This window comes from Hydrogenophaga sp. (assembly GCF_031426985.1).
Taxonomy (GTDB): Bacteria; Pseudomonadota; Gammaproteobacteria; order Burkholderiales; family Burkholderiaceae_C; genus Hydrogenophaga.
Genome location: NZ_JASJOY010000248.1, coordinates 1 through 1060, shown reverse-complemented (window position 1 = coordinate 1060; position 1060 = coordinate 1). Strand labels below are relative to the sequence as shown.

Below are 1060 nucleotides of genomic sequence, written 5' to 3'. Positions count from 1 at the left end.
GACCACCCCAGCTTCGGCATGGCCGTGATCGGCCGCGTGCTGGAAGCTCAGGGCTTTCGCGTCGGCATCATCGCCCAGCCCGACTGGCAGAGCGCAGAGCCCTTCAAGGCGCTGGGCAAGCCCAACCTGTTCTGGGGCGTGACCGCGGGCAACATGGATTCCATGATCAACCGGTACACCGCCGACCGGAAGATCCGCAGCGACGACGCCTACACCCCCGGAGACGTGGGCGGCAAGCGCCCCGATCGCGCCGCCATCGTCTACAGCCAGCGTTGCCGCGAGGCCTACAAAGACGTGCCCATCGTGCTCGGTGGCATTGAAGGCTCCCTGCGCCGCATCGCCCACTACGACTACTGGAGCGACAAGGTGCGCCGCTCCATCGTGGTGGACGCCAAGTGCGACCTGCTCCTCTACGGCAACGCCGAGCGTGCGCTGGTCGAGGTCGCGCACCGCATCGCCGCACGCGAACCCATCGCCCAGATCACCGACGTGCGCGGCACCGCCTTTGTGCGCCGCCCCGGCGACCCGACGGCCGCGGGCTGGATCGAGCTGGATTCGACCGAGGTCGACCAGCCCGGCCACGTCGAAGACCACATCAACCCCTACCAGACCACCAGCGAACAGGCCCAGGCGCAAGGCCAGAGCTGCGCCAAGGAAGAGGGCGCCGCCGCCCCTGCCAGCGACCCGCAGGTCAAACCCATCACCATCCACCGCCCCCAAGGCAGCGGCGGCGTGGCCAAGCTGCCACGCGACCGCACCGTGATCCGTCTGCCCAGCTACGAGCAGGTCAAGAGCGACGCCGTGCTCTACGCCCACGCCAACCGCGTGCTGCACCTGGAAACCAACCCCGGCAACGCCCGCGCGCTGGTGCAGGCGCACGGCGAGGACGCCACGGCGCGTGACGTGTGGATCAACCCACCACCGATCCCGCTGACCACGGCCGAGATGGACCACGTGTTCGACCTGCCCTACGCGCGCGGCCCGCACCCGGTGTATGCCGACGAGCACGGCAAACACGACGGCGCGACCAAGATCCCGGCCTGGGAAATGATCCGCTTCT

The 1060-nt window shown here is 69.0% G+C and carries 1 pseudogene; it reads left to right on the top strand.

What is annotated here, in order from left to right:
- Positions 1 to 1060: pseudogene (locus RMP09_RS23995) on the top strand (YgiQ family radical SAM protein); the annotation flags it as partial.